This is a genomic window from Cupriavidus malaysiensis, from assembly GCF_001854325.1.
GTDB lineage: Bacteria > Pseudomonadota > Gammaproteobacteria > Burkholderiales > Burkholderiaceae > Cupriavidus > Cupriavidus malaysiensis.
The window spans coordinates 1,038,329-1,063,204 of the sequence record NZ_CP017755.1; the positions used below are offsets into that span (position 1 = coordinate 1,038,329).

Consider the following 24,876-nt stretch of genomic DNA (forward strand, 5'->3'; position numbering starts at 1 on the left):
CGCCGAAGTCGCCGACAAGGAGGGGGAGAAACACTAGTTGTGCGACTCAGTCCCCGGGCGGCGCGGCCGCGATGCTTCAGTTGGCCGGGGCCGCCGCCTGGGCCTTGCGGCCCGCCATGTGGTGCAGGTAGGCCAGCAGGTCCTGCAGGTCGGCATCGGGCAGGGTCTTCTCGTCGATCGCGGACATGCGCGAGTTCGGCCACCAGCGCAGCGCCTGCGGATTGCGGATCAGGCGGGCCAGCTTGTCGTCGCCCAGGTACTCGACCGGGTTGTAGGGCACGTTGAGGTCGGGGCCGAGGTTGGCGTCGCCGGCGCGGTTGAGCGAGTGGCAGGAGAAGCAGACGCGCTGGAAGGTGGCGAAGCCGCGCAGTACCGGGCCGTCGGCAGGCAGCCCGGGCGCCGGGCGGATGGCGGCGAAGCGTTCCGCCGGCGCGGCGGCGAGATCGATGCGCACGATGGCGTAGGTCCACAGGCTCTCGTTGACCTGCGCTGCCGCCTGCGGCGTCGGCGTGGTCCAGACCAGCCGGAACGGGCCGATGTCATGTCCCTTGAGCCTGGGCCAGGGCGCGGCGGGATCTTCCACCGCCAGCCAGGCGCGCGGTTCGCCGGCGCCGTCGGCCAGCAGCAGGCGCATCGGCAGGTGCGAGACGTAGCCGTCGCTGGCGGCAGTGGTCGCGCTGGCATCGGGCGTGACCGGCAGGCCCTCCAGCAGCGCGGCCAGCGGGATGGCGCGCAAGGTCATGCGGCGCTTCAGGTTGTCGTCGTCGACCGTGATGCTGGCCAGGCGGCGGTCGCGCAGCAGTTCCCGCCGCGTCCAGCTGCGCCGCTGCGTGTCGGCGACGATGGTCAAGGTTGCGGTGGCGGCACTCTGTGCCTTGTGTGCTTGGTGTGCTTTGTCCGCTTTGCCCGCGGCGCCGGCGGGGCTGCCCAGCAGGGCCAGGGCGCAGCCGAGCAGGCCGAGCGTTCTCGTGATCCAGGCGTTCATGCCTCGTCTTCCTCCGGATGTCATGATGCGCACCGCGGGCCGCCCCCCAGGTGGAGGCGGAGGTCCTGCGGCGCCGGCGCGTGCAGCATAGTGCCCGGCCGGCCTTCCTGCAAGCAGGGCTCAGGCGGCGAATCCGAGCGCCTGCAGGACTTCGCGCGCCACCCGTTCCGATGATTGCGGGTTCTGGCCGGTGATCAGGTTCCCGTCTCGCACGGCGAAGGGATGCCAGTTCGGCGCGCATTCGAAGCGCCCGCCCAGTTCGCGCAGGCGGGACTCCAGCAGGAAGGGCACCACCTCCTGCAGCCCGACCTCGGTCTCTTCCGCGTTGGTGAACGCGTTCACGGTCCGGTCCGCGACCAGGGGCCGTCCGTCGGCGCGGCGCGCGCTGACCAGGCCGGCGGCACCGTGGCAGACCGAGGAGATGATCTTGCCGGCCGCCTCGGCCTGCTCGACCAGGCGCTTGACCCCGGCATCGCCGGGCAGGTCCCACATGGTGCCGTGGCCGCCGGGGAAGAACACCGCGTCGAAGCCGGCCATGTCCAGGTCGGCGGTCTTGCTGGTGGCGGCGACGCGGGCCCGCAGGTCAGGGTCGGCCAGGAAGCGCGCGACCGCGGCTTCGTTGCGGCCTTCGGGCTGGATGCTGCCCGGGTCGATCGGCGCCGGGCCGCCGGCAGGGGAGGCCAGCTCGATGGCGACGCCGGCATCGGCGAGCGCGTACCAGGGCGTGGCCAGTTCTTCGGCCCACAGGCCGGTCGGCTTGTCGTATGCGCCCATGCGGTGGTTCGAGGTGACGATCATCAAGATGCGCTGGCTCATGGCTGGCTCCTGGCGGCAATGTCGGCAATGTCGGCAATGTCGGCAATGTCGGCAATGTCGGAATTGCAGGGAATGGCGGAGGCGGCGCGCGGGCAGGGTGCCGCGGCGCGTGGCTTGCACCCACTATAGTGCGGCACCAGCGGGCCAGGGCCGCGCCGGCGCGGCGGCGTCAGCGGTAGAAGGCGGACGGGGCGACGCCGAAGTGCCGCTTGAACATGGCGGCGAAAGCGCTCTGGCTGGCGTAGCCGTGGTCGAGCGCTACATTGACGATCTTCTCGCCGTGCGCGAGCTGCTCCAGCGCCAGGAACAGCCGCGCCTGCTGGCGCCAGCGGCCGAAGGTCATGCCGGTCTCGCGCTGGAACAGGCGGTGCAGCGTCTTCTCGGCCACGCCCAGGGTGCGCGCGCATTGCGCCACGGTGTGGGGTGCGTCGGGGCTGCGCAGCACCGCCTCGCACACGGCACGCAGGCCGGCATGCCGCGGCCAGGCGAGGTAAAGCGGCAGGCGCGGGATCGCCGCCAGCTCGGCCAGCAGCAGCTTCATCAGCAGTTCGTGCCGGCTGCCCGGCGCATAGTCGAGCGGGATCTCGACGGCGGCGAGGATCAGTTCGCGCAGCAGGGAATGCACTTCCACCACGCAGCTGCGCTCCGGCAGGTGCTCGACCGTGCCGGGCTCGACGAAGACCGTGCGCATCTTGACGTTGCCGCTCATGCGCACCGTATGGTCGACATCCGCATCCAGCCATACCGCGCGCGTGGGCGGCACCACCCAGCGCCCCGCCTGCGCCTCGATCAGCATCACGCCCTCCACGGCATAGAGCAGTTGCGCGCGGCGATGGCGGTGCAACGCCACCAGCGCGCCATGCGGGTAGTCGGCAGCCAGCGCGGCCACCGGCATCGGCGTGTCCTCGTGGCGGGCGTGGACGTCTTGCGGGGGCAGCGGAATCATCGAGGAGGGGGCGCGGGACAAGGGTGACCGTTTTGCGATAGCTTGAGTCATTCTAGCGGGAGACGGTCTCTTCCGGGCGTCGGCATCATCGCATCTCACTGCTGCCAGGAGCCCGATTCCATGCCCGACCTTTCCCTTCTCTTTCCTTTGTTCGCCATCCTGCTGTGGGCAGGCAACGTCATGGTGTCGAAGCTGTCCGCCCATGCCATCGACCCGCAGGCCATCACCTTCTGGCGCCTGGTGCTGGCCGTGGCGCTGATGTCGCTGTTCGTGCTGAAGCCGGCCTGGCGCAACCGCGCCGCCATCGCGCCGCAGTTGCCCAGGCTGGCCTTCCTCGGCTTCCTGGCCATGGTGCTGTTCCAGTGCCTGTCGTACGAGGCGGCCAAGACCACCACCGCGACCAATATGGCGATCATGACCTCGCTGGTGCCGCTGCTGACCATGCTGCTGTCGGTGTGGCTGCTGGGCGAAGCGCCGACCCTTGGCATGGCGGGCGGCGGCGTGCTGTCGTTCGGCGGGCTGGTCTACCTGATCAGCGCCGGCGAGCCCGCCACGCTGCTGGCCGGCGGCGCCCACGCCGGCGACCTGCTGATGCTGGCGGCCGCGCTGGCCTACGCCCTCTACGGCGTGCTGCTGCGGCGCTGGCAGAGCGGGCTGCCGGCCTGGCAGTCGACCTACCTGCAGGCGCTTGCCGCGCTGCTGCTGATGGCGCTGCTGGTGCTGCGCCTGCCTGCCCAGGCCGTGCTGCCGACGCGCGCCAGCCTGCCGCTGATCGCCTATGCCGGCACCCTCGCTTCGGTGGTGCTGCCGTTCCTGTGGATGCAGGGCGTGCGCTACCTGGGCCCGAACCGTTGCAGCATGTTCATGAACCTGCTGCCGGTGGCCACCGCGGCGATCGCCGTCGGCTGGTTCGGCGAGCGCCTGCACGGCTACCACCTGCTGGGGGGCGGCGCCGCGCTGGCCGGCGTGGTGCTGGCGCAGACGGTGCGGCGCGGCTGGCCGGCCGCACGTGCCGACCTGCGCGAGACGGCCGGCGGCTGAGGGCGGGGCGCGGCGGTTGCGCCGCTGAGGTTCCTGCGCCGCTTATGCCTGGTTACGCCGGTTACGCCGGTTACGCCGCGCGCGGCTGCGCCGTCCCCTGCCTTGCGCTAGGCTGTGCGCCATTGCCTGGAACGCGCCGGGTGCTGATGGAGAACAAGCGATGAAGAGATGGACTGCGGCCACGCTGGCCGCCTGCCTGGTGGCGGTGGGTACGGCGGCCGGCACGGCGGCGCAGGCGGAGCCCGCTCCCGGCGCGGTGCCTGCCACCGTGCGCCAGGTGGTGGACGATGCGGTGCTGCCGGTCATGCGCGAGTACGGTATCCCGGGCATGGCCGTCGGCGTGGCGCAGGCGGGCCAATCCCATCTTTTCTACTACGGCGTCGCCTCGCGCGAGAGCGGAGTGCCGGTCTCCTCGCGCACCTTGTTCGAACTGGGTTCGGTCAGCAAGACGCTGACGGCGACGCTGGCCGAGTACGCACAGCAGCAAGGCCGGCTGTCGCTGTCCGACCCGGTCGAGCGCTACCTGCCGGCGCTGCGGGGCAGCGCCTTCGGCAGCCTGCGGCTGGTGCATCTCGGCACGCACACGCCGGGCGGGCTGCCGCTGCAGGTGCCGGACGGCATCGGCAGCGACGCGCAGTGGCTGGACTACCTGAAGCGCTGGCAGCCGGAGCACGCGCCCGGTACCTGGCGCACCTACGGCAACCCGGGCATCGGCACGCTGGGCATGGCCGTGGCCAAGGCGCTGGGCGAGGACTTCTCCAGCGCGATGCAGGCGCGGCTGCTGCCGGCGCTGGGCCTGTCCGATACCTTCCTGGAGGTGCCGCCGGCCAGGATGGCGGACTATGCCCAGGGCTATACCCTGGACGGCCGGCCGATCCGCATGGCCCCGGGCCTGCTCGCCGCGCCAGCCTATGGCGCGCGCGCCACGGCCGGCGACATGCTGCGCTTCGTGCAGGCCAACCTGGGCACGGTGCCGCTGGACGGCCCGCTGCAGCAGGCCGTCACGCTCACGCGCACCGCTTACTACCAGGTGGGCGCGATGACGCAGGACCTGGTCTGGGAGCAGTACCCCTGCCCGGTGGCGGAAGCGACGCTGCAGCAGGGCAACGATCCCGCCAACGCCCTGCGCGGCACGCCGGTGCGCGAGCTGGTGCCGCCGCGCGCGCCGGCGCAGGACGTGCTGGTGAACAAGACCGGCTCCACCAATGGCTTCGGCAACTATGTGGCGTTCGTGCCGGGGCAGCGCCTCGGGGTGGTGGTGCTGGCCAACCGCAATACGCCGAGCGCCGCGCGGGTCGGGCTGGCCTATCGCATCCTGTCGCGGCTGGGCGGCGCGGCGGGATGCCTGCGGCCGTCGCCCTGAGCGCAAGGGCGCGCGCAGGGGCGCGGCGCCGCCAAGGCATGCGATCATAGCGCGGTGCGGCGCCCGCGTGCCGCGTCACCGCGGGGTCGCCATCCGACCTGCCACCTGACCTGCTACCCGACCTGCCCCGCATGACCCATCGCCGCGCGCTCGCCTGTGTCCACCTGGTTGCCTTGTTATTCGGCCTGGTCGGCGTGCTGGGCGAGCTGATCCACGCCAGCGCGGTGGCGATCACCATGGGGCGGGCCGCCTTTGCCGCCGCGGTGCTGGCACTGGCCGCGCGCCTGCGCGGGAAAGCGGTGTCCGGCGCGCTCACGCTGCCGCGCGCCGGCGCGCTGGCGTTCTCCGGCTGCCTGATGGCCGCCCACTGGGTGACCTTCTTCGTCGCGGTGAAGGTCGGCGGCATCGCCATTGCCACGCTCGGCTTCGCCAGCTTCCCGGCCTTCATCACCTTGCTGGAGAGCCTGTTGTTCCGCGAGCGCGTCGGCGCGGCGGAGTGGCTGCTGCTGGGCCTGGTCACGGCCGGGCTGGTGCTGGTGACTCCCTCGCTCGACCTGGCCGACAGCGGCACCGCCGGGCTGGCCTGGGGCGTGGCATCCGGCCTGGCGTTCGCCCTGCTGGCGCTGGCCAACCGGCGCGCGGCCGCCGGTATGGATCCGCTGCAGGTGGCATGCGGGCAGAACCTGGTGGTGGCACTGGTCACGCTGCCCTTCGCCGCGCGGGAGCTGCCCGCGCTGCCGGCTGCCTCATGGTTCTGGCTGGCCGTGCTGGGCGTGTTCTGCACCGGGCTGGCGCACTCTCTGTTCGTGACCGCCCTGGGCTGGCTGAAGGCGCGCACGGTCGGCATGGTGGTCGCGCTCGAGCCGGTCTATGCCATCGCCTTCGCCTGGGCCTGTTTCGGGCAGCAGCCCGGTGCGCGCACGCTGCTCGGCGCGGCGGTGATCGTCGCCGCCATCGTGGCGGCGGGCCTGCGCGCGCCGGCGCCGGCACGGCCCCGGCACGCTGCTGCGGAAGGGGTGTCCGGCCACGAGTCAGGGCATTCTCAATGATTCAGTGGACTAGCGGTCCGCCTCGTACCAGGGCATCGATTCGATCGCGCGGACCACTTCGCCTTGGTATTCGTCGAAGAAGTTCGCATGGCTGGCATGCGGGAGCCAAAGGACGCGGCTGCCCGGCAGCGCTGCGGCCAGGCGCCCGGCGTCGATGCGGCGTGCCTGGCGGAAGATGCCCAGCATGGTCTGTGCGTCGGCCAGCGTGGCGGCGTCGGTGGTAGCGGACAGCCAGGGGAACATATCGCGGATCGCGCCCGGCTCGGCAGCGACGATGAGGGCTGGCGAAGCGACCGCGCGGTAGTCGGGAGAGAAGGCGTGGCCTTGGTCGGCCATGGCTGCGGCGACCGGGGCGGGAGTGTTCGGGCGCACGCTGCCGTCGGGCAACAGCGTGAGCGAGTCGCGCAGCTGCGCTTCGGCGGCGGCGGACCACAGCTTCGACACGCGCCTGGCGAAGGCGGTGGCCGCCGCCAGCGAGGCCTGGTCCGCCGGACCAGGCTCGGGCTCCTCCAGCGCCGGATTGTCCGGCGGCGGTTCGCCGTGCCAGGGGACCGGCCGCGTGTAGTCGTAGCTCGTGTCGAGATAGACCAGGCCGCGCACGCGGTGCGGATAGCGGCCGGCGAACAGTGTCAACTCATTGCCTGCGATGGAGTGGCCGCACAGCACGATCTCGTCGACGCGCAGCGTGCGCAGGACCGCGTCGAGATCCGCCACCAAGGTCGCGGGATCATAGCCGCCGCCGGCAGCGGGCAGCGGCTTGTCGGAGCGGCCGTAGCCGCGCCGGCTGATCGCCAGTACCCGTGCCCGCCGCGCCAGCGCGGCGGCCAGGCCGTTGAAGCCCTGCGCATTGCCGCCCAGACCGGCCAGCAGTACGACGGTACGTCCGGGCCGGCTGGGGTTCCAGTCGCGCACATGCAGCGCCACGCCGGGGGCCACGGTGACCTGGCGGTCGCTTACCGCTGCCGCCGCAGGCTGGTCTTCGCCGCCGCCGCCGCCGCCGCAGGCGGAGAGCGATGCGAGGAGCCAGGCGGCGGGCAGGGTGGCCAGGGTCTGCAGCGAGCGCCGGCGCAGCGGGGCCGGCGGCGGGTAAGGCATCATGGTCCGATCTCCAGAGGGGGAAGCCGACGGCAGTCTAGGAGACGGGCGGGACGCGGTCTGTGAGCAGATGAAGGAATTCTGTGCGCAACTGTGCGGCGGAGAGGTGAGGCGAGGTGAGGCGAACGGCGGCGCGGACAGATTCGCACAATTGCACACAACTTCGTCCTACCGCGCCGGCGGCGGCCTGCCTATCATGCCGCCATCGCAAGACAATGCACCGTATTGGTATTCATATCCAGGAGGACAGAGACCATGCATCCCAGCAACCGGGTTGCCACCATGAGCGCCATGTTGATGATGAAACTGCTGGCGGTCGCGCTGACGTTCGCGCTGGCCACGGCATCGGGCGCAGCGTTCGCGCTGCAGCCGCCGCTGGGCGCCGCCAGCGACCACGATGCCGCGCTGGTGTGCGCGGCGGGCGACGAGGCCATGGCGGCGGAGGCGGCCGCTGGCACCGGCGGCCGCACTCTGCGGGTCGGTGTCTCGGACAGCGAAACCCGGCTGGTGCTGCCGTGGTTCATCGAAGATCTGCTGGGCGCGATCCGGCGCGGCGATGCGCCGCAGGACTATCTGCGCGGCGCCTGGCGCGGCCTGTGAGGCAGGCGGCCAGTCCCTTTGCGGGATAGGGCGGAATCGGGGAGATGGAGACGGCGGGGCCGCGCGGCCCCGCCGGTGCCGGTGCGCATGCCCTGGGCATGGCACCGTGCCGTGGCCTCAGGCCTTGGCGAGCACCTCGCCGATGGCCTTGGCGACCACCGACACATTGCGCTGGTTCAGGCCCGCCACGCACATGCGGCCCGAGCGCAGCACATAGACGCCGTACTCTTCGCGCAGGCGGTCGACCTGCTCGGCGCTCAGGCCGGTGTAGGTGAACATGCCGCGCTGCTTGACGTAGCGCGTCAGCGCTTCGCCGCTCACGTGGCCGACCAGGCTGTCATGGATGGCCTGGCGCATGCGCGCGATGCGCTCGCACATGGCGGCCAGTTCGGCCTGCCACTGGGCGCGCAGCGCCGGCGTGGTCAGCACCTTGTTGACGATGCGCGCGCCGTGCGTGGGCGGGTTGCTGTAGTTGGCGCGCACCGCGCCGGTCAGCTGGCCGAGCACGCGGCCAGCCTCGTCGGCGTTCTGGCACACCACGCTCAGGCCGCCGCAGCGCTCGCCGTACAGCGAGAAGTTCTTCGAGAAGGAGTTGGCCACCAGGAAGGACAGGCCCTCGCGTTCCATCTCGCGGATGGCGAAGGCATCGTCGTCCAGGCCGGCGCCGAAGCCCTGGTAGGCCATGTCGACGAAGGCCAGCAGGCCGCGTTCCTTCAGTACCGCGATGACCTGGCGCCATTGTTCCTGGTCGAGGTCCACGCCGGTCGGGTTGTGGCAGCAGGCGTGCAGCAGCACGACGTCGCCCTTGGGCACCTGGCGCAGCGCGGCCAGCATGGCGTCGAACTTCAGGCCGCCGGTGGCGTCGTCGTAGTAGGGATAGCTCTGCACCGTGAAGCCGGCGCGCTCGAACACCACGCGGTGGTTTTCCCAGCTCGGGTCGCTGATCCAGACCTGGGCCCTGGGGAAGTAGCGCTTGAGGAAGTCGGCGCCCACGCGCAGCGCACCCGAGCCGCCCAGCGTCTGCAGCGTGGCGATGCGGCCCTTGGCGCGCGCCTCGGACTGTTCGCCGAACACCAGGGCCTGCACGGCGTCGCGGTAGCCGGCCAGGCCGGCCATCGGCAGGTAGGGGCGCGGGCCGATCTCGGCCAGCAGCGCGGATTCGGCTTCGCGCACGGCCTGCATCACCGGCAGCTTGCCTTCGTCGTCGAAGTAGATGCCGATGCTCAGGTTGACCTTCTCGGTGCGCGGGTCGTGCTGGAAGCTCTCGTTCAGCGAGAGGATGGGGTCGCCCGGAAAGGCCTCGATGTGTTCGAACATGGGAGTTCCTGCGTGCTTGGGTTTGGGTTGAAGCTTTGAGGTGGTGCGGCTGGCGGTCCGGCGGTTGCGGACGGGCCAAAAGAGAGAGCATGCCACAGATGGCCGGCCGGGTCAGCCCGCGGCCGTGACCGTGGCCGCAGCGGTGGCCGGCCGCAGCCGGGCCGACAGGGGCCCGGCTGCGTCACGGCTTATTGCGCGGTGATGCCGCGGCCCAGCGCGGCGCCGTCGGGCTGGCGCTTCTGGCGGAAGCGGTAGCTGATCGCCAGCACGCCCAGCCAGACCGGGATCAGGTAGACCGAGATGCGCAGGTCGGGAGTCAGGTACATCACCACCAGGATGCCGCCCAGGAAGGCCAGGCACAGGTAGTTGGTGAACGGATAGCCCAGGCTGCGGAACAGGGTCTGCTGGCCGGCGCGGCGCTTATCGTGGCGGAACTTGAGGTGGATGATGCTGATCATCGCCCAGTTGATCAGCAGCGCCGACACCACCAGGCCCATCAGCAGCTCGAAAGCCTTGCCCGGCATGAAGTAGTTGATCACCACGCACAGCGCCGTGGCCAGGGCCGAGACGCCCAGCGCCGCCAGCGGGATGCCGCGCCGATTGACCTTCAGCAGCGCCTGCGGTGCGTTGCCCTGCTTGGCCAGGCCGTACAGCATGCGGCTGTTGCAGTAGACGCCGCTGTTGTAGACCGACAGCGCTGCCGTCAGCACCACCAGGTTCAGCACGTGCGCGACGATGTCGGCGTTGAGCGCGTGGAAGATCAGCACGAAGGGGCTGCCGCCGGTGACCACCTTTTCCCACGGGTAGAGCGAGAGCAGCACGCCCAGCGCGCCCACGTAGAAGATCAGGATGCGGTAGATGACCTGGTTGGTGGCCTTGGGGATGGTGGTCTGCGGCGAGTCGGCCTCGGCCGCGGTGATGCCGACCAGTTCCAGGCCGCCGAACGAGAACATGATCACGGCCATGGCCATCACCAGGCCGGACAGGCCGTTGGGGAAGAAGCCGCCGTGCTGCCACAGGTTGGTGACGCTGGCCTGCGGGCCGGCCGCGCCGGACACCAGCAGGTAGCCGCCGAAGCCGATCATGCCGATGATGGCCGCCACCTTGATGATCGAGAACCAGAACTCCATCTCGCCGAAGGACTTCACGCTCGACAGGTTGATGGCATTGATGACCAGGAAGAAGGCCAGCGCCGAGATCCAGGTCGGCACGTGCGGGAACCAGTACTGCACGTAGATGCCCACGGCCGACAGCTCGGCCATGCTGACCAGGATGTACAGCACCCAGTAGTTCCAGCCGGAGATGAAGCCGGCGAAGTGGCCGCAGTACTTGTCGGCGAAGTAGCTGAAGGAGCCGGCCACCGGTTCGTCCACCACCATCTCGCCGAGCTGGCGCATGATGAAGAAGGCCACGATGCCTGCCAGGGCATAGCCGAGCAGCACGGACGGTCCGGCCATCTTGATGGTCTGGGCGATGCCCAGGAACAGGCCGGTGCCGATGGCGCCGCCCAGCGCGATCAGCTGGATATGGCGGTTTTTCAGGCCGCGCTTGAGCGTGCCGCTCTCATTGTCGGGAATCATGTCTTTCCTCTACCCATTCTTATGGAATGCGGATGGGCGCCTCTTGTTGGTCATCGATCTCTTTGATCGCGGGCGCTTGCTTGGGGGGGGGCGCCGGCGGCGTGCAGCAGGCTGCGCTGCCGCCGGCAAGGGACAGCGGCCCGGCCGGCCTTGTGGGCCGGCGGGCTGCCGGGCCGCCGCGTGCTGCGCCGGCCTGGTCGGTTGCTCAGACCTTCAGGGTGCCGCGCTCGATCTGGTCGCGCTCCAGCGATTCGAACAGGGCCTTGAAGTTGCCTTCGCCGAAGCCGTCGCGGTAGTCGCCCCGGCGCTCGATGAACTCGAAGAACACCGGGCCGAGCAGGGTCTTGGAGAAGATCTGCAGCAGCAGGCGCGGCTTGCCGCCTTCGGTGGTGCCGTCCAGCAGGATGCCGCGCGCCTGCAGCTGGTCGACCGGCTGGCCGTGGCCCGGCAGGCGCTTCTCCAGGCCCTGGTAGTAGAAATCGTTGGGAGCCGTCATCAGCGGCACGCCGGCCAGTTGCAGCTTGTCGATGACGTCGACCAGGTTTTCCGTCAGCAGGGCGATGTGCTGGATGCCCTCGCCGTTGAAGGCCATCAGGAATTCCTCGATCTGGCCGCTGCCCTTGGCCGATTCCTCGTTCAGCGGGATGCGGATCTTGCCGTCGGGCGCGGTCATGGCCTTGGAGGTCAGGCCGGTGTACTCGCCCGAGATGTCGAAGTAGCGGATCTCGCGGAAGTTGAACAGCTTCTCGTAGAAGCCGGCCCAATAGGCCATGCGGCCGCGGTAGACGTTATGCGTCAGGTGGTCGATCAGCTTCAGGCCGTGACCTGCCGGGTGGCGGTCCACGCCTTCGACGAACTCGAAGTCGATGTCATAGATCGACTTGCCTTCCTCGAAGCGGTCGATCAGGTACAGCGGCGCGCCGCCGATGCCCTTGATGGCGGGCAGGCGCAGTTCCATCGGGCCGGTGGCGATCTCGACCGGCTGGGCGCCGAGTTCCAGCGCGCGGGCGTAGGCCTTGTGCGAGTCCTTCACGCGGAAGGCCATGCCGCAGGCGCTGGGACCATGCTCGGCGGCAAAATAGGCGGCCTGGCTCTTGGGCTCGCGGTTGATGATGAAGTTGATGTCGCCCTGGCGGTACAGCAGCACGTCCTTGGAGCGGTGGCGTGCCACCAGGCTGAAGCCCATCTGCTCGAACAGCGGTTCCAGCACATTGGGGGTGGGCGAGGCGAATTCGACGAATTCGAAGCCCATCAATTGCATCGGGTTCTCAAACAGATCGGCCATGGCGGTTGCTCAGCGAAGTGGGAGGGGGAATCCGCGTCCGTCGGCGCGCGCGGGCGCGCCCAGGTGGCGGCAAAACGGGGTCGGAGTCCCGAGGCGCAGGCCGCGCAAGCGGGCAAGACGGGCTGCTGTACTGTCAGGTAGGGACATGCACGATCTCGGGGGCAGAGAAATAATATTGCAGGCGTGCCGCATGCCGTATCGCTTGCGCCACGCCGCGCCCGTCGGTGCCAGCGCAGGGAAATCGAGGCCGATTCCCGTGCCGCGCACTGCAGGCATGACGGGCAGTGTATATTCCGACGTGGAAAATAGGATTTCGTAAGCCACACAGGGAAACCCTAGATTGCGACACGAAATTGCATCGAGACAGACTTCAAGGAGATGAAATTGCAGATTACCGAGCTGGACCGCATCGACCGCCGCTTGCTGGGCGTCCTGCAGGAGCACGGCCGGGCCTCCAACCTCGAGCTGGCCGAGGCCATCCGCCTGTCGCCGGCGCAGACCTTGCGGCGCCACCGGCGCCTCGAGGAGTCCGGCATCATCAAGCGCTATGAAACCCGGCTGGACTCGGCCGCGCTGGGCTTCGGCGTGGTCGCCTTCATCCATGTGACGATGGAGCGGGGCCATATCCGCGACCTCTCCAAGTTCAAGGGGCTGGTGGCCGAGCTGGCGCAGATCCAGGAGTGCTTCTCGGTCACCGGGGACATCGACTACGTGCTGAAAGTGGTGGCGCGCGACCTCAAGTCGCTGTCGGACTTCCTGCTCGATACGCTGATGCGCATTCCCGGCGTCAGCGGCGTCAAGTCAAGCGTATGCCTGGATGAGATCAAGTGCACGAGCGCGATGCCGCTCGAAAGCTGAAGCGGGACCGGTGCTCCGGCGGCCGCTGCCGCTGCGCCGGGGCACCTGGATGATGTGGCGGCAGCAGCTTGCGGGCCGTGGGGTGCGGCAGATGCCTCGGAAGAATGCTGGCGAGCCATAAGAAATTTCTTGACTATCTATCTACCAGTAGATACTATTCGTGCATGGATCGCGACGTATCCCTGGCAACGGAAAGAGCGGGGCGACGCGGCGGGATCCAGCGCGACATCGGGCATGTCCCGTTTTTTTTGGATCGGTCGTCTATCTAGTCATAGATACCTGATCGACCCGGGCCCGCACCCAGGTGCCGCGCCGCAGACAAGCGATCCCGCCGGGATCCCGAATTCGAAGGAGAAGATCATGCGCACCAAGACCCTGAACCTGAATGCCGCCGCCAAGTTCCTGCTGGCCGCCGCCGTGCTGAGCGCGGCCGCCGCCGCCGGCCAGGCACACGCCGCCGGTCCCCGGGACAGCGGTGTGAGCGGTGACCGCTATGGTTATGTGTTCCGCGCCGACGGCAGCCGCAGCGTCTACACCGATGGTGCCAAGCGCGGCCGTTTCGATCCCTACACCGACGGCGCCAAGGTCGGCAAGGCCGATCCCTATACGGATGGTTCGCGCGTCGGCAAGAAGGGGCCCTATGTGGATGGTTTCGGCACCCTGGCCGGCCTCGACCGCAGCGGGGTGTCGTCCCAACCCGCGCACGGCCGCTTCGATCCGTACACGGATGGCGCCAAGGCCGGCAAGTTCGACCCCTACACCGACGGCGCGCTCGCCTGACCCCGTTTTTCGCGCCGGCGGCCTTGCATCGCCGCCGGCACTGGTTTCCTGCTCCTGATGCACGGGGATGTCCTCCTCTCCCATCCCCGCTGACTGGCCGGCATTCATGCCGGCCTTTTTTCGTTCCCCGCTTTCCCTCTCTTCGCTGCCCCCTCATCACGCCAGGTGCCGTCACAGCCGCACCAGCACGTGGGACGATATTCACGGTGCAGGGCAATAATCATCCTGGCGATTGCCTCGCCAACCCTTCTAATACCTGGCCCGGCGCTTATCTCGCGCCGCAATAAAAATCATGGGGATTCGCTGCGCCGCGGTGGGAGCCTGCCTGCGGTCGCACCGCCGTCGCCCGGCATTCCCGGCAAGGGCTTGATCGAAAAGGAGAATCGGCAAGACGCGGTGCCATGTGACGGGCACCGCGCGATGGAGTTCGCGTGCGCCGGATGTGCATTAGGGAAAACTCCCTGTGACATATTGTCGCGCGAGCGCCTAAATTGAATCATCACTATAAGAAAACCACAGAGGAGGCAGGTATGCAAAGCTACGACGGTCTCGTATTCGTCACCGCCATCCTGCTGGTGTGTCTCTATGTTTTCCTGGGCGCCCAGACACAAAGCCGCATGTTGACGTTCGCGTCGCCAGCCATCGTCGGCATCCTGGTCCTGGTGTACGCGATCCTGCCAGGCCGGGTGGTCGGCTGAGCGCGGCGGAGCGGCCGGGCGGCCGGGCCATCGGTCCGCTTGGACGATCAGCCGCGGGAGCGTTCCCGAGGCGGCACGGCGCGCGCCGTGCTGGTGCTTCGTCCTGCCTGCAGCCCGCTGCATCGTGCGCTGCGTTCCTTCCGTTACGCCTGTCTCCGTACCGGCGCGGCTGGCCGCGCCGGCCGGCGGCGCTTTCCCGTTCTCCCTGTCTCAGAGGATATGGTCCAGCAGGTCGGGGCCGAACACCTCGCGGTGGATGCGCGACGGTGTCACGCCGCGTGCCAGCAGGGCGGCGCGCTGGGCCTGCATGAAGGGCAGCGGGCCGCACAGGTAGAAGTCGGCCTCGGCGTCGTGGCGCGCATCGAGGAAGGTGTCCACCGCCATGCGGCCGGCGGCGGCAGGGCGCTCGGCCAGCGTGGCGTCTTCGCCCGACTCGAGGAAGAAGCGCAGTTCGAGCTTGCCGAGCCGTGCGCCGGCCCGCTCGATATCGCCGAGGTGGGCCACCTGCGCGGCGTTGCGCGCGGCGTGGGCGAACACGATGTCGCGCTGCGGCGCGCATGCGGCCAGGTGGTTCAGCGCGGAGATCATCGGCGTGATGCCCACGCCGGCCGACAGCAGCACCACCGGCGCGCTGCCCTGGGCCGGCACGGTGAAGTCGCCGTAGGGCTGGCTGGCCAGCAGCACGTCGCCGACGGCCGCATGGTCATGCAGCCAGTTGGAGACGGTGCCCTGCGGGCGGCCGGCGTCGCCGGTCTCGCGCTTGACCGAGATACGCCAGCGGCCGCCGTTGGGCGCGTCCGACAGGCTGTACTGGCGCTGCTGGCAGACGCCGGGCGACAGTTCCACCTGCACCGAGATGTACTGGCCCGGCTCGAAGGCGGCGAGCGCGCTGCCGTCGGCGGCGGCCAGGGTGAACGAGACGATGCCTTCGGCCTGCGCTTCGCGGGCGACGATGCGCACCGGCTGGCGGTGGTCGGGGCTGGACTGCGCGCGCTCGTACAGGCGCGCTTCGGCGGCGATCAGTTCGCCCGCCAGCAGCCAGTAGGCCTCGTCCCAGGCCGCCACCAGCTCCGGCGTCGCGGCCGCGCCGAGCACCTCGCCGATCGCGCCCAGCAGGTGGCGGCCGACGATGGGGTAGTGGGCGGGCTTGATGCCGACGGCCGCATGCTTGTGCGCGATGCGGGTAAGGACCGGCGCCAGGGCCGCATGGTTGTCGTAGTTGGCGGCATAGGCGAACACCGCCGATGCCAGGGATTGCTGCTGCGCGCCGCTGGCCTGGTTGCCCAGGTTGAACAGGTTGGTCAGCTCGGGGCGGTCCGCGAACATATTGCGGTAGAAGGTCTGGGTGATGGCGAGGCCATGTTCCTTCAGCACGGGGACGCTGGCATCGATCAGGGGACGGGCTTGGGCGGAGAGCATGATTGAATTGATGTATTCGAAATGCAACAAAAATGGCGAACGACCGGCATGGAGGCCGTGGCGTGTCGCGCGGATGAGGTGATGGCGGTCACGCTGGATCCGATTCTATGAAAGATGCATTTGTGATGCAATAAATAACCCGCCGCAGCGCGGGATCCGCGGTGCGACGGATTGCCGCGCCCGTGGCCCGGGGCGGGTGAGGCGCCGGGCAGGCCACCGCGGCGGACATGCCGGCCGCGCCCCGGCGGCCGCACTGGCCGGCGCGGAGCAGGCTCAGGCGCCCAGCGCGATGCCGTCCTTGCGCTTGTCGGAGGCGCCCAGCAGGCTGCCGTCGGCGGCGCGCAGCACCGCCTGGGCGCCGCCGAAGTCGCTGCGGCCGCCCAGTTCGCCGGCGCCGACCGGATCGGTATAGCCGGCTGCGCGCAGCGCGCGGGTGACGGCCTCGGGCATGCCGTGCTCGATGGCCAGCGCCGTGGCGGACTCCAGGCGCCAGCGCGGCGCGTCGAGGGCGGCCTGCAGCGGCTGCTGCCAGGCCGCCAGCCGCACCAGCAGCTGCAACTGGCCTTGCGGCTGCATCAGCCCGCCGACCACGCCGAAACCGGCATGGAAGCGGCCGTCGCGCTTGGCCGCGCCGGGCACCACCGTGTGGTAAGGGCGCTTGCGCGGGGCGGCACTGTTGATGTGGCCGGGGCCGGCGAAGCCGAAACCGCGGTTCTGCAGCACGAAGCCGCAGTCCGGCACCGCGATGCCGGAGCCGAAGCGCTTGAAGATGCTGCTCATCAGCGTGATGGCGAGGCCGTCGGCGTCGACCACGACGGTGCAGACGGTATTGCCGGCCGGGTCGGCCACGGTCTGGCTGGCATGGCGCATGGCCTCGCCCATGGCGCGCACGGTCTGCAGCACGGCGCCGGGATCGTCGGCGGCGAGCGCCTGCGGTTCCAGCGCATCGAGCGCGTGCAGGATGGCGACGCCATGCGTGTTGGGCGGGCATTCGAAGACTTCCAGGCCACGGAAGCGGGTCGACACCGGCGCGCGGAAATCGCCGCGATGCTCGGCGAAGTCGCCGGCCGCGAGCACGCCGCCGTGTGCCTGGCAGGCCTGCGCCGCCGCGCGTGCCGGCTCGCCGAGGTAGAAGGCGTCGGGCCCGTCGCTGGCGATGGCCTGCAGCGTGCGCGCCAGCCCGGGATTGGCGAAGCGCTCTCCGGCGGCGGGCGGACGGCCCGCGCGGTAGAGCGCGGCGCAAACCGGGTCGGCATGGAGCACGCGGTCGAACAGCGCCCATTCGCGCGCCGCCACCGGGGCCACGGCGAAACCGTCGCGCGCCAGCGCGATGGCCGGGGCCAGCAGCCGCGGCCAGGGCAGCCGCCCATGGCGTTGGTGCAGGTCGTGCCAGCCGCGCACCACGCCGGGCGTGGTGCAGGAATAAGGGTGGCGCTCCGGGATGCGCTGCCCGGGCAGCGCATCCAGCAGGGCCGGATCGAGGGCCGCCGGCGCGCGTCCGGTGCCGTTGTAGCTGCTGACCTCGCCATCCGGCGCGACCACCATGGCCAGCACGTCGCCGCCGATGCTGGTGGCCATCGGTTCGACCACGCCGAGGATGGCGTCGGCGGCCAGCGCGGCGTCGACCGCGCTGCCCCCCTCGCGCAGGCACTGCAGTGCGGCCTGCGCCGCCAGCGGGTGGCCGCTCGCCACCATGCAGCGTTGGGCGCGCACGCCTTCGGCTTGCGGATTGCTCATGCGATGCTCCCTGGTCTCGGATGGGGCGGATGGGGCGGCCGCGTCAGCGCGACACCGTCTCGACGACCTTCCACGACACGCCGATGTCGCCGTTGACGAAGGTCTGGCAGGCCATGCGATAGCCGGCGGCCAGTTCTTCGGCGCTGAGGTGCTTGTGTTCCTTCGGCTTGACCGTGTCGGTGTGCTCGAGGCCCTGTTCGATCCTGCACTTGCAGGTGCCGCACAGGCCGCCGCCGCACTTGAAGGGAATGCCGCCTTTCTCGCGCAGCGAGACGCGCAGCAGATTGCTGTTGGGCGGAGCGGTGACGACCTTGTTGTCGTTGCTCAGGAAGGTGATCTGGATCATCGTTCAGTCCGTATCGGATGGGGGCGGCGGCGGGGCTCAGGCCTGCGCCAGTTGCAGGTCCATGCTGCCGAAGCTGGCCAGGCGGCGCAGCGCGTCGCGCGCGGCCTCGAGCGTGTCGAATCGCTCGAGAAACTTGGTCGGCACGTGGTTGACGAGCGCGGGCGGCGTTTCCTCGACCACGCGGATCTTCGTTTCGCGCTGCAGCTCGGCGATGACGAAATGCGTGGTGCGGCGGCCATAGAAGAGGTAGTCGTAGCTTTCCACCGGCACCACGCCGTCGACGGGCTCGGTGCGGAATTGGCCGGGTTTGCTGGTCAGGATCACATACATGGTCGGGTGTGCAGGCTAGGCGGGGAGGGGCGGCGGGGCGCCCCGGCCGGGCTGGTGAAGAATGGTTGGCGCGGCGGCTCGCGCCGCCTCAGGCGGCGGCCGCGGCGGCAGGCGCGGCGGCATTGGCCTCGTCGTCCTGGGCCAGTTCGATGTCGTGCGAGATCCAGAGCTGGCAGGCCAGGCGGTAGCCCTGTTCGAGCCGCTCGCCGAGCTGCTTCTTCTCCTTCCAGTTGGGGGCGGGCAGGTGTTCGCCGCCGGCGATCACGCGGCACGCGCACTTGGAGCACTTGCCCATGCCGCACTCGTAGCGCAGGTTGGGGTAGGGAAACTGCTTGATGCCGGCGCGCACCACCAGGTTGGTGTTGTCCTTGACCTCGTCGGCGAAGACCTGGCCGTGCTTGTGAAAGAGAACCTTGGGCATGACGTCTGCTCTGTTTGCTGCGGGATGGCTGGGGATGTCCGGGGAGGCGGGCGATGCGCCGGATCGGGGCGGTTCAGGACCAGATCAGCATGGCCGCCGCGGTGGAGCAGGCCAGGCCGATCAGCACCGGGATCAGCAGGGCGCGCACGGCCTCCAGCACCGGCACGCGGGCGAAGCCGGCCACGGCGATCAGCGAGGACCAGGCGACCAGCGTGCCGCCGCCGGTCCAGACCGCGCCCATCTGGCCGACCGCCGCCAGCGTGGCGGGATCGAAGCCGACCACCGGGCCCAGCGCGCCGGCCAGGGTGCCGGTCAGCGGCAGGCCGGCGAAGCCGGAGCCGTCGATGCCGGTGATCATGCCGACCAGCAGCACGCCGAAGGCGACCAGCACGTGGTTGTCGGGAATCATGTGCTGGTAGGCCTGGATCAGTTCGAACAGCAGGCTGGGCGCCTTGCCCGGCGGCAGGCCGAGGATCTGCGCGGCGGTCTCGCCGGCGCCGACGAAGAAGAAGCCCGCGATCGGCAGCACCGAACCCATGGCCTTGAAGGCGAACACGAAGCCGTCGGTGATGTGCTCGGGGCAGACGTCCAGCATCCTGCGCGGGCCTTCGGCGGCGAGCGTGGCCAGCATCATCAGCACCGCCGCCACGCCGCCCACCAGCGCGGCTGCCTCGCCGCCCTTGAGATCGGCAATGTCGGAGCCGAGCTTGGGCATCACCATGATGGCGACCACGCAGAGGAAGGCCAGCGGCGTCACCAGCGCGAAGCACTTCGACCACTTGATGCGGCGGCGCTCCACCATCGACAGGCTGGCCGCGATGTTCTGCTCGGTCACCAGCGGTTCCTCGTGGCTGGTGCCGCGCGCCAGCTCGGCCTTGTCGAAAGTGCCGCCGCCGTCCACCGGCTGGGCCCCGCCCGCGCGTGCCTGCCAGCGGTCGAGCAGCAAGCCGCTGGCCGGCACGATGTGCTTGCGCATCGACAGGTAGGCCAGGCTCAGGGCGATGGCGCCGGTGATGATCGACAGCGTCAGCGCGCGGTCGGCCACCACGGCGGCGCTGACCGCCGCGCCGGCGGCCTTGGCGCTGATGCCGGGCGCCACGCCGATCACATAGTCGGACGACAGCGCCATGCCCTGGCCGGCGATGGCGATGGCCATGGCACCCGCCAGCGGCGGCAGCCCGGCGGCGATCGCGGCCGGCAGCAGGATGGCCGACACCAGCGGCACCGCCGGGGTCGGCCAGAAGAACAGCGAGATCACGTAGGTGATGGCGGCCAGGATGAAGAAGGCCGAGTGTCCGTTCTTCATCACCACGCGGAAGGGCTCGACCATGCGGATGTCCGAGCGCAGCGTCTTCAGCGCGTTGAGCAGCGCCGTCATGAAGGCGATCACCAGGAAGATGTTGAACAGCTCCTTGGCGGCCACCAGGCTGGCCGAGAAGATTCCGCCCAGCGCCTGGATCGGGCTGCCGGTCAGGGCGAAGATGACCAGAAAGGTGCCGGTGATGGCGGGTACCACCACGTTGGCGCGCAGGATCATGGTCAGGACGATGACCGCGACTCCTAGTAGGTAGATCCAGTGCGCGGCACCGATCACGACATCTTGTTGCATGGCGATTCCCCTGGGGCTGAGGTATGTGATGTGAGGGCGGCTCGTTTGCCGTTTTCGTATACTATATTCCGATTCGCACTCAAACAAGCGAAATCTGATCCGGATTTCTACGTACCCATTTTTGGTGCGGTTTGACGGGAAGCCGCGCATTTATTGGGAATGCGGGCGCCAATCTGGGGCCGGCCGGGCATCGCCGGCTTCCCTTGGCTTGTGATCTTTCGCTTCTTTTGTGTAGACTGTATACCAAATTAAGCGAGCCGAGCCGGCCACACGCAGCAATGCACAGCACCTTCCCTTACCTGCCTGCGGGCCTGTCCGCCCTGGACTACGCGCTGATGGGCGCCCTGATCTTCGCCGGCGCCTGCCTGCAGGGCATCGGCGGCATCGGCTTCGCCATGCTGTCGGCGCCGCTCGGGGCCTTGTTCTTCCCGCAACTGGTGCCGGGGCCGCTGCTGGCGCTGGGCGGCTGCGTGTCGCTGCTGTCGGCGCTGCGCGAATTCCGTGCCATCGCCTGGCCGCTGGCGGGCGCGGCCCTGTGCGGGCGCGCCGGTGGCGGCCTGCTGGCGGTGGCGGTGATCAGCAGCCTGCGCCCGGAGCCGCTCGCCGTGCTGTTCTCGGTGTCCATCCTGCTGGCCGTGGCGATGAGCCTGCTGGGCTGGCGCGTGGCCGCCTCGACCGCCTCGCTGGCGGTGGCCGGCGCCGCTTCCGGCTTCATGGGCACCATCACTTCGGCCGGGGCGCCGCCTTTTGCCATCGTGATGCAGCACGTGGCGCCCGAGCGCATGCGCGCCACCATCGGCTGCATCCTGTGCGGCGGGGCCGCGCTGTCGCTGGCCATGCTGTCGGTGGCGGGGCGCTTCGGCGCGGCCGAGGTGCGACTCGGCGTGGCGCTGTCGCCCTTCCTGCTGGCCGGTTTCGCCCTGTCCAACCGCCTCAGGGGGCGGTGGTCGGCGCTGGCGGTGCGGCGCCTGCTGCTCGCGCTGTGCGCGGCGGGCGCCCTGGGCGTGCTGGCCAAGCTGGCCTGGCCGGGCTGAGCCCCGCCCGGCGCGGCGCGGCGCCGGCCTGTGCCGCAGCCCCTTCCCCGGCGCAATCTTCCCGTTTCCTTTTCGTGTTCGAACCCCAGCGCCAGGCGCCCCCCGCCGGCCAAGTACCGGAGTTGCCATGCAGCATATTTCAGATGAGATGATCGACCGCCACGTCAGCGGAGCCGAAGCGCAGCAGGTGATGCTGGAGGCCTTCCGCAGTTTCGCCGACGGTCGCGCGGCCATGCAGGAACGGATCCGTACGGAAGCCGGCGGCGTCAAGCTGTCGACGCTCGGCGCGGTCATTCCCGAGCGCGGCGTGGCCGGCGCCAAGGTCTATACGACCATCGCCGGCCAGTTTTCCTTCGTCATCCTGATCTTCTCGAGCGAGGACGGCCGCCCGCTGGCCTCCTTCGATGCCGGCGCCATCACGCGCCTGCGCACCGCTGCCTGCTCGGTGGTCGCCGCGCGCCACCTGGCGCGGGCGGATGCCGCCACGCTGGCCTTGTTCGGCGCCGGCACGCAGGGCGTTGCCCATGCCCGGCAGCTCAGCGCGGCCCTGCCGCTCGAACGCATCCTGGTCAACGATCCCCACGCCGACGCCGGCCTGCCGGCGCGGCTGTCCGACTGGTGCGGCATTCCGGTCGAACTGGCCGAGGCGGAGGAGGCCGCGGCCCGGGCCGACATCGTGGTGACCGCCTCGCGCTCCACCACGCCGCTGTTCCCGGGCGCTTCGCTCAAGCCGGGCGCCTTCGTGGCCGCGATCGGTTCCAGCCTGCCGCATACGCGCGAGCTGGACGACGAGGCCCTGCGCCGCGCGGCGGCGGTGGTGGTGGAGTGGCGCCCGCAGTCCACGCGCGAGGCCGGCGACATCGTGCTGGCCGGCCCCGGCGTGCTGCCGGCCGACAAGGTGGTCGAACTGGGCGACGTGCTGCTGGGCAAGGTGCGCCCGCGGCGCGGCGACGCCGACATCGTGGTCTACAAGTCCGTCGGCGTGGGCCTGGAAGACATCGCCCTGGCGGGTTTTGCCTGGGAAAAGATCCGCGCGGCGGGCCACGCCTGACCGTGCCTGCCCGTCGCCGCGCCGCGGCGGCGTTCTCCGTGGGCGACAGAAGCCATGCAAGCGATGGAAACGCAGAAAACGCTTGCAGCGCCCTGATGAATGTATATAGTATACCAAAAACAGCGACGCGATCCCGAGCGGAGCTGACCCGTCCCAAAGCCACCTGAAGCCAAGCCAAGACAAGGAGCCCCGACATGGCTGAACTGATGAACCGCGAAGCATTCCGTACCGCCCTGGAAGAAGCGATCAAGGGCAAGAGCGCCAACAAGGCCCCGTTCAGCGTGGCCTGGGCGAGCGGCAAGCTGAGCCGCGCGCACCTGGCGCGCTGGGCCGAGAACCACTATCACTACGTCGGCCCCTTCGCGGACTACCTGGGCTACATCTACGCCCGCACGCCCGACCGCTACACCGAGGCCAAGGACTTCCTGCTGGCCAATATGTATGAAGAGGAGATCGGCGGCGACCGCCACACCGACCTGCTGATCCGCTTCGCCGAGGCCTGCGGCACCACGCGCGAGCGCGTGGTCGATCCTGACAATATGTCGCCCACCACGCGCGGCCTGCAGTCGTGGTGCTACGCCGTGGCCATGCGCGAAGACCCGATCGTGGCGGTGGCCGGCCTGGTGGTCGGGCTGGAGTCGCAGGTGCCGTCGATCTATCGCAAGCAGACGCCGACGCTGCGCGACAAGTACCAGTTCACCGACGAAGAGGTCGAGTTCTTCGACCTGCATATCGTCTCCGACGAGATCCACGGAGAGCGCGGCTACCAGATCGTGCTGGAGCATGCCAACACGCCGGAACTGCAGCAGCGCTGCCTGAAGATCTGCGAGATCGGCGCACAGATGCGCCTGCTGTACACCACGGCGCTCTATCACGACTACGTCGCCAAGGACCTGTCGATGGCCGAGCTGGCGATGGCCGCCTGAGTGTCGCGCGGCGCGGCTCTGCCCGCCATGCACGGCGCCCCGCCCGGTGCGGGGCGCCGATCCCATCGATTTCCAGGGTTTGCATCATGACTGTCGGACAGCAAGACGAGTTCTTCAACCACATCGACGGCGAATGGACCAGGAGCCGTTCCGGCCGGACCTTCGACAACGTCAATCCGGCTGACGTCGCGGACATCGTCGGCCGCTTCCAGGCCTCCTGCGCCGAGGACGCCCAGGCCGCCGTGGCCGCCGCCGCGGCCGCCTTCGATGCCTGGCGCCGCACGCCGGTGAGCAAGCGGGCCGCGATCCTGAACCGCGCCGCCGATCACCTCGAGGCCAATGCCGCCGGCATCGCCGAGGAACTGACGCGCGAGGAAGGCAAGGCGCTCTCGCTGAGCAAGGACGAGGTCCTGCGCTCGGCGCAGACCCTGCGCTTCTATGCGGTGGAAGGGCAGACCTTCACCGGCGAGACCTATCCGAACGACGATCCCGAGATGGTGGTCTACAGCCAGCGCGAGCCGCTCGGCGTGGTCACCGTGATCGCGCCGTGGAACTTCCCGGTGTCGATTCCCGCGCGCAAGATCGCGCCGGCGCTGATCGCCGGCAACACCGTGGTGTTCAAGCCGTCCTCGGATGCGCCGCTGTCCGGCTACCGCCTGGCCGAAGCGCTGGTCCAGGCCGGGCTGCCCAAGGGCGTGCTCAACTTCGTCACCGGCAGCGCCGCCGAGATCGGACCCGGCATCACCGAGCACCCGGCGGTGCGTGCGATCTCCTTCACCGGTTCGACCCGCGCGGGCGAACAGATCCACCGCGCCGTGCCGCTGACCACGCGCACGCAGATGGAACTGGGCGGCAAGAACCCGCTGATCGTGATGGAGGATGCCGACCTCGACAAGGCGGTCGACCTGACCATCAAGGGCGGCTTCTCGCTCAGCGGCCAGGCCTGTACCGGCACCAGCCGCGTGCTGGTGGCGGCGGCCGTCAAGGCGCAGTACACGCAGAAGCTGCTGGCGCGCGTGCAGGCCCTCAAGATCGGCAGCGGCATGACGCCGGGCATGGACCTCGGCCCGCTGGCCACGCGCAGGCAACTCGAGACCGTGCTGTCCTACATCGAGATCGGCAAGGCCGAGGCCACGCTGCTGTGCGGCGGCGAGCGGCTCACCGGCCCCGGCTTCGACCAGGGTTACTACGTGTCGCCAGCGGTCTTCACCGACGTGACGCAGTCGATGCGCATCGCCCGCGAAGAGATCTTCGGGCCGGTGATCGCCATCATCGAGTTCAACGGCTACGCCGATGCCATCGCCAAGGCCAACGACACCGAATACGGGCTGTCCGCGGCGATCGTGACGGCCGATCCGCGCTACATCCACCACTTCGCCACCGACATCGAGGCCGGCACCGTGAAGATCAACCGCACCACCACCGGCAACCTGGTGAACGCGCCCTTCGGCGGCCTCAAGCGCTCCAGTACCTCGACCTTCCGCGAGTCGGGGCGCACCGGGCTCGAGTTCTACACCCAGGTCAAGACGGTCTACCGCGGCTGCTGACCGGCACGCCGCCGGCAGCACGCATCCCAAGCATCAGGAGAAT

At 69.6% G+C, this 24,876-nt stretch carries 24 protein-coding genes; 11 read left to right on the forward strand and 13 right to left on the reverse strand.

From position 1 onward, the window contains the following. Positions 1 to 76 precede the first annotated feature (76 nt). The 3 genes from BKK80_RS24220 to BKK80_RS24230 all read right to left on the reverse strand — a co-directional run bounded on the left by BKK80_RS24220 (position 77) and on the right by BKK80_RS24230 (position 2,798). Positions 77 to 985: a cytochrome c gene (locus BKK80_RS24220; RefSeq protein WP_071071625.1), complete on the reverse strand. Its 909-nt coding sequence runs from the start codon at positions 983 to 985 to the stop codon at positions 77 to 79. Between the two features lie 120 nt (positions 986 to 1,105). After that, complete coding sequence (locus BKK80_RS24225) at positions 1,106 to 1,801, reverse strand: type 1 glutamine amidotransferase domain-containing protein (protein ID WP_071071626.1); 696 nt, start codon at positions 1,799 to 1,801, stop codon at positions 1,106 to 1,108. Between the two features lie 169 nt (positions 1,802 to 1,970). After that, complete coding sequence (locus BKK80_RS24230) at positions 1,971 to 2,798, reverse strand: AraC family transcriptional regulator (protein WP_071021472.1); 828 nt, start codon at positions 2,796 to 2,798, stop codon at positions 1,971 to 1,973. A gap of 69 nt (positions 2,799 to 2,867) precedes the next feature. Here BKK80_RS24230 and BKK80_RS24235 point away from each other — a divergent pair, with 69 nt between their 5' ends. The 3 genes from BKK80_RS24235 (at position 2,868) to BKK80_RS24245 (ending at position 6,200) form a co-directional block, all read left to right on the forward strand. Then, the gene (locus BKK80_RS24235; protein ID WP_071039587.1) at positions 2,868 to 3,788 is read left to right on the forward strand and encodes a DMT family transporter; all 921 of its coding nucleotides are present in this window, start codon (positions 2,868 to 2,870) and stop codon (positions 3,786 to 3,788) included. 160 nt (positions 3,789 to 3,948) lie between these two features. Continuing rightward, positions 3,949 to 5,151 (forward strand): class C beta-lactamase, encoded by a 1,203-nt coding sequence (gene ampC / locus BKK80_RS24240; protein WP_071021465.1) that lies wholly within the window; start codon positions 3,949 to 3,951, stop codon positions 5,149 to 5,151. Positions 5,152 to 5,282: 131 nt separating this feature from the next. Beyond that, on the forward strand, positions 5,283 to 6,200 hold the full coding sequence (locus tag BKK80_RS24245) for a DMT family transporter (protein ID WP_071071628.1): 918 nt from the start codon (positions 5,283 to 5,285) through the stop codon (positions 6,198 to 6,200). A 9-nt stretch (positions 6,201 to 6,209) separates the two neighbouring features. Here the strand turns inward: BKK80_RS24245 and BKK80_RS24250 are convergent, their stop codons facing one another. Then, a complete protein-coding gene (locus BKK80_RS24250) occupies positions 6,210 to 7,298 on the reverse strand; it encodes an alpha/beta fold hydrolase (protein ID WP_071071630.1) in 1,089 nt (362 codons plus the stop codon). A 252-nt stretch (positions 7,299 to 7,550) separates the two neighbouring features. Here BKK80_RS24250 and BKK80_RS24255 point away from each other — a divergent pair, with 252 nt between their 5' ends. Beyond that, on the forward strand, positions 7,551 to 7,895 hold the full coding sequence (locus tag BKK80_RS24255; protein WP_071021457.1) for a hypothetical protein: 345 nt from the start codon (positions 7,551 to 7,553) through the stop codon (positions 7,893 to 7,895). A 117-nt stretch (positions 7,896 to 8,012) separates the two neighbouring features. Here the strand turns inward: BKK80_RS24255 and BKK80_RS24260 are convergent, their stop codons facing one another. From BKK80_RS24260 to hppD, 3 genes are all read right to left on the reverse strand, one after another. Then, complete coding sequence (locus tag BKK80_RS24260; protein ID WP_071071632.1) at positions 8,013 to 9,212, reverse strand: amino acid aminotransferase; 1,200 nt, start codon at positions 9,210 to 9,212, stop codon at positions 8,013 to 8,015. 188 nt (positions 9,213 to 9,400) lie between these two features. Further along, positions 9,401 to 10,792 carry an amino acid permease gene (locus tag BKK80_RS24265; protein ID WP_071071633.1) on the reverse strand — a complete coding sequence of 464 codons (1,392 nt, stop codon included), beginning with the start codon at positions 10,790 to 10,792 and terminating at the stop codon, positions 9,401 to 9,403. 205 nt (positions 10,793 to 10,997) lie between these two features. Next, complete coding sequence (gene hppD / locus BKK80_RS24270; protein WP_071071635.1) at positions 10,998 to 12,077, reverse strand: 4-hydroxyphenylpyruvate dioxygenase; 1,080 nt, start codon at positions 12,075 to 12,077, stop codon at positions 10,998 to 11,000. Between the two features lie 384 nt (positions 12,078 to 12,461). Between hppD and BKK80_RS24275 the strand changes: the two genes are divergently transcribed. The 3 genes from BKK80_RS24275 (at position 12,462) to BKK80_RS37115 (ending at position 14,413) form a co-directional block, all read left to right on the forward strand. Further along, positions 12,462 to 12,935, forward strand: a complete 474-nt coding sequence (locus BKK80_RS24275) for an Lrp/AsnC family transcriptional regulator (protein ID WP_071021446.1) — start codon at positions 12,462 to 12,464, stop codon at positions 12,933 to 12,935. 360 nt (positions 12,936 to 13,295) lie between these two features. Then, entirely contained in the window at positions 13,296 to 13,715 is a 420-nt protein-coding gene (locus tag BKK80_RS24280) for a hypothetical protein (protein WP_071021441.1), read from the forward strand. 530 nt (positions 13,716 to 14,245) lie between these two features. Continuing rightward, positions 14,246 to 14,413 (forward strand): hypothetical protein, encoded by a 168-nt coding sequence (locus BKK80_RS37115; protein WP_167366694.1) that lies wholly within the window; start codon positions 14,246 to 14,248, stop codon positions 14,411 to 14,413. 210 nt (positions 14,414 to 14,623) lie between these two features. On the opposite strand, the gene BKK80_RS24285 is transcribed toward BKK80_RS37115, so the two are convergent. The 6 genes from BKK80_RS24285 to BKK80_RS24310 all read right to left on the reverse strand — a co-directional run bounded on the left by BKK80_RS24285 (position 14,624) and on the right by BKK80_RS24310 (position 20,275). Beyond that, positions 14,624 to 15,832 (reverse strand): globin domain-containing protein, encoded by a 1,209-nt coding sequence (locus BKK80_RS24285; RefSeq protein ID WP_071073272.1) that lies wholly within the window; start codon positions 15,830 to 15,832, stop codon positions 14,624 to 14,626. Between the two features lie 273 nt (positions 15,833 to 16,105). Next, the gene (locus tag BKK80_RS24290) at positions 16,106 to 17,569 is read right to left on the reverse strand and encodes a gamma-glutamyltransferase family protein (RefSeq protein WP_071071637.1); all 1,464 of its coding nucleotides are present in this window, start codon (positions 17,567 to 17,569) and stop codon (positions 16,106 to 16,108) included. Positions 17,570 to 17,612: 43 nt separating this feature from the next. Next, entirely contained in the window at positions 17,613 to 17,915 is a 303-nt protein-coding gene (locus BKK80_RS24295; RefSeq protein WP_071021435.1) for a 2Fe-2S iron-sulfur cluster-binding protein, read from the reverse strand. Positions 17,916 to 17,951: 36 nt separating this feature from the next. Continuing rightward, the gene (locus tag BKK80_RS24300; protein ID WP_071039591.1) at positions 17,952 to 18,245 is read right to left on the reverse strand and encodes a ferredoxin; all 294 of its coding nucleotides are present in this window, start codon (positions 18,243 to 18,245) and stop codon (positions 17,952 to 17,954) included. A gap of 88 nt (positions 18,246 to 18,333) precedes the next feature. After that, complete coding sequence (locus BKK80_RS24305; RefSeq protein ID WP_071021426.1) at positions 18,334 to 18,666, reverse strand: 2Fe-2S iron-sulfur cluster-binding protein; 333 nt, start codon at positions 18,664 to 18,666, stop codon at positions 18,334 to 18,336. A gap of 73 nt (positions 18,667 to 18,739) precedes the next feature. Continuing rightward, positions 18,740 to 20,275 carry a hypothetical protein gene (locus BKK80_RS24310; protein ID WP_071021420.1) on the reverse strand — a complete coding sequence of 512 codons (1,536 nt, stop codon included), beginning with the start codon at positions 20,273 to 20,275 and terminating at the stop codon, positions 18,740 to 18,742. A 278-nt stretch (positions 20,276 to 20,553) separates the two neighbouring features. On the opposite strand from BKK80_RS24310, the gene BKK80_RS24315 reads away from it, so the two are divergent. From BKK80_RS24315 to BKK80_RS24330, 4 genes are all read left to right on the forward strand, one after another. Next, positions 20,554 to 21,309, forward strand: coding sequence for a TSUP family transporter (locus BKK80_RS24315; protein ID WP_071071639.1), 756 nt, complete (start codon positions 20,554 to 20,556; stop codon positions 21,307 to 21,309). 127 nt (positions 21,310 to 21,436) lie between these two features. Further along, on the forward strand, positions 21,437 to 22,360 hold the full coding sequence (locus tag BKK80_RS24320; RefSeq protein ID WP_071071642.1) for an ornithine cyclodeaminase family protein: 924 nt from the start codon (positions 21,437 to 21,439) through the stop codon (positions 22,358 to 22,360). A gap of 194 nt (positions 22,361 to 22,554) precedes the next feature. Next, positions 22,555 to 23,286, forward strand: coding sequence for a TenA family transcriptional regulator (locus BKK80_RS24325; protein WP_071021413.1), 732 nt, complete (start codon positions 22,555 to 22,557; stop codon positions 23,284 to 23,286). Positions 23,287 to 23,372: 86 nt separating this feature from the next. Further along, positions 23,373 to 24,833 (forward strand): aldehyde dehydrogenase family protein, encoded by a 1,461-nt coding sequence (locus BKK80_RS24330; RefSeq protein ID WP_071021411.1) that lies wholly within the window; start codon positions 23,373 to 23,375, stop codon positions 24,831 to 24,833. Positions 24,834 to 24,876: the final 43 nt, after the last annotated feature.

What these genes read in the sequence shown, in the direction of transcription:
- ampC (WP_071021465.1), top strand. Translation starts at nt 3,949, where the DNA reads ATGAAGAGATGGACTGCGGCCACGCTGGCCGCCTGCCTGGTGGCGGTG.
- BKK80_RS24280 (WP_071021441.1), top strand. Translation starts at nt 13,296, where the DNA reads ATGCGCACCAAGACCCTGAACCTGAATGCCGCCGCCAAGTTCCTGCTG.
- BKK80_RS24225 (WP_071071626.1), bottom strand. Translation starts at nt 1,801, where the DNA reads ATGAGCCAGCGCATCTTGATGATCGTCACCTCGAACCACCGCATGGGC.
- BKK80_RS24315 (WP_071071639.1), top strand. Translation starts at nt 20,554, where the DNA reads ATGCACAGCACCTTCCCTTACCTGCCTGCGGGCCTGTCCGCCCTGGAC.
- BKK80_RS24290 (WP_071071637.1), bottom strand. Translation starts at nt 17,569, where the DNA reads ATGAGCAATCCGCAAGCCGAAGGCGTGCGCGCCCAACGCTGCATGGTG.
- BKK80_RS24250 (WP_071071630.1), bottom strand. Translation starts at nt 7,298, where the DNA reads ATGATGCCTTACCCGCCGCCGGCCCCGCTGCGCCGGCGCTCGCTGCAG.
- hppD (WP_071071635.1), bottom strand. Translation starts at nt 12,077, where the DNA reads ATGGCCGATCTGTTTGAGAACCCGATGCAATTGATGGGCTTCGAATTC.
- BKK80_RS24235 (WP_071039587.1), top strand. Translation starts at nt 2,868, where the DNA reads ATGCCCGACCTTTCCCTTCTCTTTCCTTTGTTCGCCATCCTGCTGTGG.
- BKK80_RS24320 (WP_071071642.1), top strand. Translation starts at nt 21,437, where the DNA reads ATGCAGCATATTTCAGATGAGATGATCGACCGCCACGTCAGCGGAGCC.
- BKK80_RS24295 (WP_071021435.1), bottom strand. Translation starts at nt 17,915, where the DNA reads ATGATCCAGATCACCTTCCTGAGCAACGACAACAAGGTCGTCACCGCT.
- BKK80_RS24265 (WP_071071633.1), bottom strand. Translation starts at nt 10,792, where the DNA reads ATGATTCCCGACAATGAGAGCGGCACGCTCAAGCGCGGCCTGAAAAAC.
- BKK80_RS24330 (WP_071021411.1), top strand. Translation starts at nt 23,373, where the DNA reads ATGACTGTCGGACAGCAAGACGAGTTCTTCAACCACATCGACGGCGAA.
- BKK80_RS24310 (WP_071021420.1), bottom strand. Translation starts at nt 20,275, where the DNA reads ATGCAACAAGATGTCGTGATCGGTGCCGCGCACTGGATCTACCTACTA.
- BKK80_RS24285 (WP_071073272.1), bottom strand. Translation starts at nt 15,832, where the DNA reads ATGCTCTCCGCCCAAGCCCGTCCCCTGATCGATGCCAGCGTCCCCGTG.
- BKK80_RS24325 (WP_071021413.1), top strand. Translation starts at nt 22,555, where the DNA reads ATGGCTGAACTGATGAACCGCGAAGCATTCCGTACCGCCCTGGAAGAA.
- BKK80_RS24255 (WP_071021457.1), top strand. Translation starts at nt 7,551, where the DNA reads ATGCATCCCAGCAACCGGGTTGCCACCATGAGCGCCATGTTGATGATG.
- BKK80_RS24220 (WP_071071625.1), bottom strand. Translation starts at nt 985, where the DNA reads ATGAACGCCTGGATCACGAGAACGCTCGGCCTGCTCGGCTGCGCCCTG.
- BKK80_RS24245 (WP_071071628.1), top strand. Translation starts at nt 5,283, where the DNA reads ATGACCCATCGCCGCGCGCTCGCCTGTGTCCACCTGGTTGCCTTGTTA.
- BKK80_RS24305 (WP_071021426.1), bottom strand. Translation starts at nt 18,666, where the DNA reads ATGCCCAAGGTTCTCTTTCACAAGCACGGCCAGGTCTTCGCCGACGAG.
- BKK80_RS37115 (WP_167366694.1), top strand. Translation starts at nt 14,246, where the DNA reads ATGCAAAGCTACGACGGTCTCGTATTCGTCACCGCCATCCTGCTGGTG.
- BKK80_RS24260 (WP_071071632.1), bottom strand. Translation starts at nt 9,212, where the DNA reads ATGTTCGAACACATCGAGGCCTTTCCGGGCGACCCCATCCTCTCGCTG.
- BKK80_RS24300 (WP_071039591.1), bottom strand. Translation starts at nt 18,245, where the DNA reads ATGTATGTGATCCTGACCAGCAAACCCGGCCAATTCCGCACCGAGCCC.
- BKK80_RS24230 (WP_071021472.1), bottom strand. Translation starts at nt 2,798, where the DNA reads ATGACTCAAGCTATCGCAAAACGGTCACCCTTGTCCCGCGCCCCCTCC.